Below are 9,113 nucleotides of genomic sequence, written 5' to 3' on the forward strand. Positions count from 1 at the left end.
ATAATCTGCCGGATGATGTTGTTTTATTTATAAAAACAAATCTTCCGGCGGGCTTCCGATTGTGGAGGCGACAATGTCGGGGCGGCGTGCCGCGACCGCTGTCACAATGGCATCTGCCAGCGCAAAGATTGCTGCCGGAGAATTCGGCAGCAAACGGTTCCGCGCCGGTGCGAAAAAGATCGTATCAGCAACCTGAACGAGCGGTGATGTCGGGCTGTCGGTGATTGCCAGAATCACTGCCCCTTTTTGCTTGGCAGCTTTGGAAAGCTGCACGGTATTGTTGGAATAACGCGGCATGGAAATAGCGATAACCACATCACCTTCATCCACCGAGCGCACAAAATTGTTGGAATATTGGGATGCGCCGCGCGATAGAATATTGGATACGTTTTTCTCCGTATAGAGAGCCAGTCCTTCTTCCAGCAATGTCGCCGCGTAATGGCTGGCGCCGGTGCCGAGAATGATGATGCGTCTGGCATTGATAATGGCTTCAATAAACGCTTCCGATGAAGGCGTATCAATATTGGCCATTGTGTCTTTGATATTGTCAGAACAATCGGCCAGAACAGTATGCAAATAGGCACTTTGCTGGCCGGACTGGGCGTTTTCAGCGCTGTTTAATCTGTTTTCTGACGGTGAAAACTGAAAATCCGAGACAATTTTTTCACGAAATTCACCATAGCCGCTATAGCCCGCCGCGCGTACAAAACGGGTGATTGTGGCGGTCGAGCTGCCACTGGCATGAGCCAGTCCTTCAATCGACATTGCAACGACATCCAGCGGTTTTGCCAGAACAAAATCGGCAATCCGGCGATAGGATTTGCTGAAGGACGGATATGCCGCTGACATGCGGTTGGCAAAATCGGACTTGGGATTCAAAGTTTGCGACATGATGGTTTCCGGTGTTGACGGCATAAAATTTTCATATACTCTATTTTTGAAAATAACCATGTCAAATATAATGACAATCATATCAAAAATGACATTCGTTGGGGAACGGAGACTTTTATGTATAAAAAAATGCTCGTGGCGAGTCTGCTGGGAACAACTCTGCTGAGCTCTGCTTTGATGAGCGGTGCGGCATCGGCTGAAACACTGCGCATTGCGCTCGGATCAGAACCGACTGCAATTGATCCGCATTATCATGATCTGACACCGAATAATGCTTTGGCAGTCCATATATTTGACGGACTGACCCGTCAGGATGAAAAGCAGAATGTACACCCGTCTCTTGCAAGTTCATGGGAGAATGACGGCAAGAATACCTGGACATTCAAATTGCGGGAAGGCGTGACTTTCTCTGATGGTTCACCTTTTACGGCCGATGATGTGATCTTTACTTTCTGCCGTACGCTGAAAAACGAAACAGCGATTGCTGGTTCCTTTGCGGACATTACCGCGAATTTTGAGTCTGTTGAAGCGCCTGATGCACAGACACTGGTAATTAAGACCAAAGCGCCTGAGCCGCTGCTTCCGTCTTTTATCGGCACTGTTGGTATTCTGAGTTCCTCAATCGTCAAACACGACAAGATCAGTTTCGCACCGGAGCAGAATTGCGGTGTGACCGGTGCATGGCCGGTGGTTGGTGATTTCAATGACGGCAAGCTTGCGATCGGCACCGGCCCTTACAAGCTGAAAAGCTATGTGCGCGGTTCTGCTATCGAGCTGGAACGCAACGATAAATATTGGGGCGAAGCCGAGCCATGGGAAGCTGTGCGTTTCCTGCCGGTTCCGAATGCCGGTCCGCGTCTTGCCGGTCTTCTCGCCGGTGACTATGATATTATCGAAAATCCCGCTGCCCGCGATCTGTCCCGCATCAAGGATGACAAGCGTTTCGGCTACACGATCACACCTTCAACACGCGTGATTTATTATCAGCTTGATGTGGCGCGTGATGAAAGCCCTTATGTCAAAGCTGCTGACGGCAAAAACCCGCTGAAAGATGTGCGTGTCCGTCAGGCTATGTCGCTGGCGATTGACCGTAATGCTATTGTTTCCCGTCTGATGGACGGTGCGGCGGAACCTGCCTATCAGTTCCTGCCTACGGGCATGTTCGGTACACTGCCAAACCCGCCGGAACTGCGCTATGATCCTGCGGAAGCCAAGAAACTGCTGGCTGAAGCCGGATATCCGGACGGTTTCCAGCTGACACTTTCCACCACCAATGACCGCTATATCAATGACAGCCAGATCACACAGGCTGTGGCGCAATATCTGACACAGATCGGCATTAAGTCGGATGTGGATGCGATGACCCGCGCCATCTATTTCCCGCGCCGTTCCAAGAAGGAATTGAGTGTGGCGATCGGCGGCTGGGGTTCCACCAGTGGTGAAGCTTCATCCTTCCTGCGCCAGTGGCCGGCAAAGCCGAATGAAGAAGGCACTTTGGGCGGCTCCAATTATGGCGGCTATTCCAACCCTGCTTTTGACAAGCTGATCTATGAAGCTGTTGCAACAATGGACGATAATAAGCGTTCGGAATTGCTCCAGCAGGCACAGACCGAAGTGATGAAAGACTATGCTTTCATTCCGCTGCATTTCGAAAGCGGTATCTGGGCTCATAAGGCCAATGTCACTTATACCGGTCGTTCAGATCAGTTCACGATGGCTATGTCTGCCAAGCCGGCGAAGTAACTGAAGGCTAGAGCATAATTCCTCAAACTTGGATTAGTTTAAGGTAAAATTATGCTCTCATTTTAAAGTGTTAGAGCGACTTTTGTGTGCCAGTCTGGCACACGGCGCTCTAAGCCAGAGCGGCTTACATTCCGGCTGGAATATTGAGACCGCTCCGGATTCTTTCGTGGCCGTATGGCGCAGTTTAATCTGTTCATTTCACTGCGCCATGCTTTGGCCATCCTGACAGAATGATAGTCCGAGAAGCATGTCATGACAGCTTATATTTTGCAGCGACTTATCCAGAGCGCCTTGGTGCTGCTTGCCGTGTCGGTCGCTGTTTTCTTTGCCGTATATGGCATTGGTGATCCGATTGAACTTCTTGTTCCCCCGCAGGTGAGTGCCGCCGAACGGCTGGCTCTGATCAAACGTCTGGGGCTCGATCTGCCGGTATGGCAGCAATATTTCACATTTCTGGGCAATGCGCTGAAAGGCGACCTCGGCACATCTTTCGTTCACGGTGTGCCGGTGGTCTCGCTTATTCTTGCCCGCCTGCCAGCTACATTTGAACTGGTGCTGCTGTCGATGACAGTGGCTGCCGTTGTCGGTATTCCGCTGGGTCTTCTGGCAGGACTTAATCCTGACAGCCGTCCGTCGCGTTTCATTATGGCGGGAACAGTCATCGGCTTTTCACTGCCAAGTTTCTGGAAAGGCATGATGCTGGTGCTGCTGTTCAGCGTGGCACTTGCCTGGCTGCCGACCGCAGGGCGGGGCGAAACAGTCTCGGTGCTGGGCATTCAGACCAGTCTGTTCACCACCAATGGTCTGCGCCATCTGATCCTGCCTGCGCTTAATCTTGCTATTCCGAATATGGCACTGATGATCCGCCTTGTGGCGGCGGGTACTACCGAAGCGCTGACACAGGATTATGTGAAATTCGCCCGCGCCAAAGGTGTACGCCGCAAGCGCATCGTCAACCGCCATGTGCTGCGCAATATTCTGATACCGGTTGTGACTGTTGTCGGCATTGAATTCGGCAGTCTTGTTGCCTTCTCCACCATTACCGAAACCGTGTTCTCATGGCCCGGCATGGGCAAGCTGCTGATTGACAGTATCTACCAGCTCGACCGTCCTGTGGTAGTTGCCTATGTGCTGCTGGCCACGCTGCTGTTCGTCGCTGTGAATTTCATGGTCGATGTACTCTATGCGGTTCTCGATCCGCGGGTCAAACTTTCCGGAGATATGGTATGAATAAGCCGATTATTCCGGATTATGCCAATACACCGCTGCGCCAGAAAGTGCTGCGCAGCATCCGCAACAAACCGACAACACGCGGTGCGGGTATTCTGCTTGGGTTACTGGTTTTGCTGGCGGTGCTGGCGCCTTTTATTGCCCCGCAAGACCCTTATGATCTGGCCTCTTTGAGCGTGATGGATAACCGTCTTGCACCGGGCTCAACAAGTATGACGGGTTCGGTCTACTGGCTGGGCACCGATGCGCAAGGTCGCGATATGGTCAGCGCCATCCTCTATGGTTTGCGTACCAGCCTGCTGGTCGGTCTGCTGTCGACACTTGGTGCCATGACCATCGGTGTGAGTGCCGGATTGCTGGCCGCACAACTCGGTGGTGTTGCCGATGCGATTATCATGCGCGTGGTGGATTTTATGCTCGGCTTTCCGTCAATGCTGGTGGCACTGGTGCTGCTGGCCTCGGTCGGGCGCGGTGTTGATAAGGTGATCCTCGCGATTATTCTGGTGCAATGGGCGCAATATGCTCGTCTTATGCGTGCTTCCGCTCTGGTTGAGCGCCGTAAAGAATATATCGAAGCGGCCGTCAATTTCGGTTTGCCGACCCATTATATTATGCTCCGGCATTTGCTGCCCAACTCTATCGGCTCGGTGCTGGTGATCTCCACCATCAGTATTGCCAGTGCCATCACGCTGGAAGCCACATTGTCCTTCCTCGGTGTTGGTGTGCCGGTTACGCAGCCGTCGCTCGGTCTGCTGATTGCCAATGGATTTGATTATCTGTTGTCGGGCGAATACTGGATCGCAGTCTTTCCGGGTATTGCACTGGTTCTGCTGATTATCTCTCTCAATTTTGTCGGTGACCGCCTGCGTCGCAGCTTTAATGCGAGGGGCGTGTGATGACAGCTTTGCTTGAAGTAAAGGGCTTAAGAACCGTATTTCATCTGCTGGGCGGTGCATGGCCTGCGGTGGATGGTATTGATCTGAGCATTGCGCGCGGCGAAGTATTGTGCCTTGTCGGAGAATCCGGTTCCGGTAAATCTGTCACCGGTTTCTCACTGGTGCAATTGATTGATCCGCCGGGGGAAATTGTTGAAGGCGAAATCCTGTTCAATGGCGAAAATCTGCGTGAAGCATCCGATGAACGTCTGCGTAATTTACGCGGCGACCGCATTGCGATGATTTTTCAGGATCCGCTTTCCACGCTTAATCCGGTGCTGACCATTGGTGAGCAAATGTGTGAGGCGATCCTTGAACATCGTTCCTGTGGTAAAGCACAGGCGATGAAAGAGGCGGCGGATGCGCTGGGGCGGGTTGGCATTTCCTCACCAGAAGTGCGGCTCAAACAATATCCGCATGAGTTCTCCGGTGGTATGCGCCAGCGCGTGGCGATTGCCACCGCATTGCTCAATAATCCCGATCTGATTATTGCCGATGAGCCGACCACAGCGCTGGATGTGACCATTCAGAGCCAGATCCTCTATGAAGTGCAGAAGCTGGCACGGGAAACCGGTACTGCCGTGCTGTGGATTACTCATGATCTTGCCGTTGTGGCCGAACTCGCCGACCGTGTGGCGGTAATGTATGCGGGGCAGATTGTTGAAACCGGTGCGGTCGATGATGTGCTGGACAGACCACTGCATCCTTATACGCAAGGTCTGCTGAATTCGTCTTCCGGCATGGTAAAGCCGGGGGAGCGCCTGCACCAGATCGACGGCAATGCACCGCGCATTGATGACCGACCAAGCGGCTGTCCGTTCCGCACCCGCTGCGAGCGTGTCAAACCGGTTTGTACAGAAGTTAATCCCGAACAGCAGGTGATCGACGGGCGGATTTTCCGTTGTCACAATCCGGTATCACTGCCTGTCCGTGAGACATTTGCTCAGGAGGCAAGACCATGAGTGATGCATTTTTTGAAATGCGCGGAGTGAAGAAGCATTTTCACTCCAAATCCACAATGGCTGACCGCATTCTGCGCCTGACAGGGCAGGCCGCACCGGCGCGGGTTTTGCGTGCGGTAGACGGAGTTGACCTGAGCATCAAACGTGGTGAGGTGCTGGGACTTGTCGGCGAGTCCGGCTGCGGTAAGTCTACGCTGTCACGTATGGCTACAGGTATTTATCAGCCGACAGAAGGTAATGTGCTTTATGACGGTCGCGCCGTTGAAAAGCTCAAGGGCCGTGAAAAGCTCGACTTTCTTTTGAAAGTGCAGATGATTTTTCAGGATCCTTATGCCTCGCTCGATCCGCGTATGAAGGTGAACCAGATTGTTGGTGAGGCTTTGAAGGTGCATCGCCTGATGCCGAAAGCCGAGATTGCCGGTGCGGTAAACAAAGCATTGGAAGAGGTGGGACTGGATCTCGCCTATCGTGACCGCTATCCGCACCAGTTTTCCGGTGGCCAGCGTCAGCGTATCGGCATTGCCCGCGCTTTGTCAGTCAAGCCTGATTTTCTGGTTTGCGATGAGCCGGTATCTGCGCTTGATGTGTCTATTCAGGCGCAGGTGATCAATCTGTTTATGGATTTGCGTGCCCGCTACGGGCTGACCTATCTGTTTGTCAGCCATGATCTCGGCGTTGTCCGGCATATCAGTGACCGGATCGCGATCATGTATCTCGGCCGCATTGTTGAGATTGGTTCTGCATCCGCAATTTTCAGCAAACCTGCGCATCCCTATAGCGCGGCACTGATTAATGCCAGCCCGTCGATCAGCCGTCGCAAACGCGATTTCCAGCCACTGACCGGTGATCTGCCGTCACCGCTGGCACCGCCTTCCGGCTGTCCGTTTCATCCGCGTTGCGCCCATGCCATGCCGGTATGCCGCGAGCGCCGCCCCGAACTAAAAGATGTGACAGCCGACCAGAGCGCTGCCTGTCATTTGCATAATCCGGAGACATAATGACTACCACCATTCTTCGTCCAGAAACCGGACGCAGCACGCTGCCGTTTGTTGATCAGTATCATCCGGACAGACCGCTGGAAGTAAATTTCTACCGCCCTGAAAGCTATAGTCCTGAAGATCCGGTGATTATCGTGCAGCATGGTATGCTGCGCAATGGCGATGAATATCGTGATTTCTGGATTCCGGCGGCTGAAAAACACCGCTTGCTGATCGTTGCACCGACATTCCCTGATGCTCAGTTCCCGATGGCGGAAAGCTATAATAACGGGCTGATTCTCGATGAAAGTGCAGGGCTTGTGCGTGAAAAGCAGGATTGGCTTTATGGTGTGCCTGCGCGTGTTCTTGCAGCCCTTCAGGCCGGTGGTGTGACCACGCAGAAACAGGCGCGTTTATATGGCCATTCGGCTGGCGGCCAGTTCTCGCACCGTCTGCTGGCCACGCAGGATCACAGTATTTTCTCGGATGTTGTTGCGGCCAATCCGGGCTGGTACACACTGCCTGATCTGACACGTAAATTTCCAGAAGGTATGGGCGGTATTGGTCTCGACGAGACGCAGCTTGCCCGTTGGTTTGCCTACCCGATGCATATTTTTGCCGGTGATCAGGATATTGATGAGGCTGACCCGAATTTGCCGGATCAGCCGGAAGCATTTGCGCAAGGGCCTTCCCGCTATAAACGGGCATATTTCGTCTATGATTTTGCACAGAAACAGGCGCAGAGCTTAGGCATGCCATTCAACTGGAAGCTGATTGATGTGGTCGGTGTCGGCCATGACGGCGCTGCCATGTCTCGTGCAGCCGCGGCTTACTGGTTTGAGGGGCGTATCCCGCCCGCATCCGAACTTGTCTTCGAAGAAGCAACCAATCTCTAATTTTATGCAGGAATGATCCAATGAGCATGAATGATCGTCAGGACTTGTGGCAGAAGGTTGAGGACGAAAAGCAGCGCCTCATCGAAATGAGCGACCGCGTTTGGGGAATGCCGGAGGTTTGCTATACCGAAGAGCGCTCTATGGCTGAACATAAGGCCGAGCTGCTGCATCACGGTTTTCGTGTGACCGAGGGCATTGCCGGTATTCCGACTTCTGTGATTGGCGAGGCCGGTGAAGGCGGGCCGGTTATTGCTTTTATGGGCGAATATGATGCGCTGCCGGGTCTCAGTCAGGAGGCCGGTGCGTCCGAGCATAGTCCGATTGAAGTGGGTGGTCATGGCCATGGCTGCGGCCACAATCTGTTGGGCGCGGGGGCATTGCTGGCTGCAGTGGCGCTCAAGAATTATCTCGCTGAGAATAAAATTCCGGGGCGTGTGCGCTATTATGGTTGCCCTGCGGAAGAGGGCGGTGCGGCCAAAGCATTTATGGTGCGTGCCGGTGCTTTTGACGATGCAGATGTTGCAATCTCGTGGCATCCTTACAGCTTCTGGGAAGTGGCTCCGGCTTTATCGCTGGCCAATACCCGTGCGGATTTCATCTTTACCGGTCGCGCTTCTCATGCCGCTGCTGCGCCGCATCTTGGACGCAGTGCGCTTGATGCGGTTGAACTGATGAATGTCGGTGTCAATTATATGCGTGAACATATGCCGTCTGACGCGCGTATTCATTATGCATTGCTGGATACCGGCGGCATTGCACCGAATGTGGTGCAAGCCCATGCACGGGTGCGCTATTCTATCCGTGCGATGGATTTGCAGACCATGCTGTCACTGGTGAACCGCGTGAACAAGATTGCGCAGGGCGCGGCGATGATGACCGAAACCCGTATGGAGATGAAGATCGTCAGCGCGGTTTCCAATACGCTGGGCAACAAGCCGCTGGAACAGGCGCTATATCGCACCATGCAGGAGCTGGGCGCACCGGAATTTGACGATCAGGATCGTGATTATGCCCGCAAAATCCGTGCCACTCTTTCACCGGAAGAAATCTCTTCCGTATATAATGTGATTGGAATGCCGGAAACTGATGCGCCATTGGCAGAGTTCTTAGTGCCGCTCGATCAGCCGCATAAGCCGCAGATCGGCTCGACTGATATTGGCGATGTCAGCTGGGTGGTGCCGACTGTGCAGGTTCATGCGCCGACAGTGGCCATCGGCACGCCTTTCCATACATGGCAGGTGGTGGCGCAGGGCAAATCTCCGGCGGCACATAAAGCCATGGTGCATGTGGCAAAAGCAATGGCCGCAACCGGACTTGCTGTACTGAGTGATCCGGTGCTGATGGCGGATGCCAAGGCAGCATTGGCTGCGCAAACAGCCCGCACACCTTATATCAGCCCGTTGAGCGAAGGCGTTGAGCCGCCGCTGGATATGTCTAAAGGCTGATGGTCGTTTAAAGTGATTATGAAACGAAAAAAAA

Annotated in this window: 8 protein-coding genes; 7 read left to right on the forward strand and 1 reads right to left on the reverse strand. The window is 53.4% G+C overall.

What is annotated here, in order from left to right; genetic code table 11:
* Positions 1–27: 27 nt before the first annotated feature.
* Entirely contained in the window at positions 28–891 is an 864-nt protein-coding gene (locus A918_RS0112645) for a MurR/RpiR family transcriptional regulator (protein WP_028233761.1), read from the reverse strand.
* A gap of 117 nt (positions 892–1,008) precedes the next feature.
* On the opposite strand from A918_RS0112645, the gene A918_RS0112650 reads away from it, so the two are divergent.
* The 7 genes from A918_RS0112650 (at position 1,009) to A918_RS0112680 (ending at position 9,079) form a co-directional block, all read left to right on the forward strand.
* Positions 1,009–2,634 (forward strand): ABC transporter substrate-binding protein, encoded by a 1,626-nt coding sequence (locus A918_RS0112650; protein WP_022711421.1) that lies wholly within the window; start codon positions 1,009–1,011, stop codon positions 2,632–2,634.
* Between the two features lie 252 nt (positions 2,635–2,886).
* Positions 2,887–3,864, forward strand: coding sequence for an ABC transporter permease (locus tag A918_RS0112655; RefSeq protein ID WP_022711422.1), 978 nt, complete (start codon positions 2,887–2,889; stop codon positions 3,862–3,864).
* Positions 3,861–4,760 (forward strand): ABC transporter permease, encoded by a 900-nt coding sequence (locus tag A918_RS0112660; RefSeq protein ID WP_022711423.1) that lies wholly within the window; start codon positions 3,861–3,863, stop codon positions 4,758–4,760. Before A918_RS0112655 ends, A918_RS0112660 begins: the two co-directional genes overlap by 4 nt.
* On the forward strand, positions 4,760–5,761 hold the full coding sequence (locus A918_RS20370; protein ID WP_022711424.1) for an ABC transporter ATP-binding protein: 1,002 nt from the start codon (positions 4,760–4,762) through the stop codon (positions 5,759–5,761). Before A918_RS0112660 ends, A918_RS20370 begins: the two co-directional genes overlap by 1 nt.
* Positions 5,758–6,759 (forward strand): ABC transporter ATP-binding protein, encoded by a 1,002-nt coding sequence (locus A918_RS0112670; protein WP_022711425.1) that lies wholly within the window; start codon positions 5,758–5,760, stop codon positions 6,757–6,759. The genes A918_RS20370 and A918_RS0112670 overlap by 4 nt, the downstream gene beginning before the upstream one ends.
* Positions 6,759–7,634 (forward strand): hypothetical protein, encoded by an 876-nt coding sequence (locus A918_RS0112675; RefSeq protein ID WP_022711426.1) that lies wholly within the window; start codon positions 6,759–6,761, stop codon positions 7,632–7,634. The genes A918_RS0112670 and A918_RS0112675 overlap by 1 nt, the downstream gene beginning before the upstream one ends.
* 26 nt (positions 7,635–7,660) lie before the next feature.
* Positions 7,661–9,079, forward strand: a complete 1,419-nt coding sequence (locus A918_RS0112680; RefSeq protein WP_028233762.1) for a M20 family metallopeptidase — start codon at positions 7,661–7,663, stop codon at positions 9,077–9,079.
* The last annotated feature ends 34 nt before the right edge of the window (positions 9,080–9,113 follow it).

Origin of the sequence: Pseudochrobactrum sp. AO18b, from assembly GCF_000409565.1 — a bacterium.
Classification (GTDB): domain Bacteria; phylum Pseudomonadota; class Alphaproteobacteria; order Rhizobiales; family Rhizobiaceae; genus Pseudochrobactrum; species Pseudochrobactrum saccharolyticum.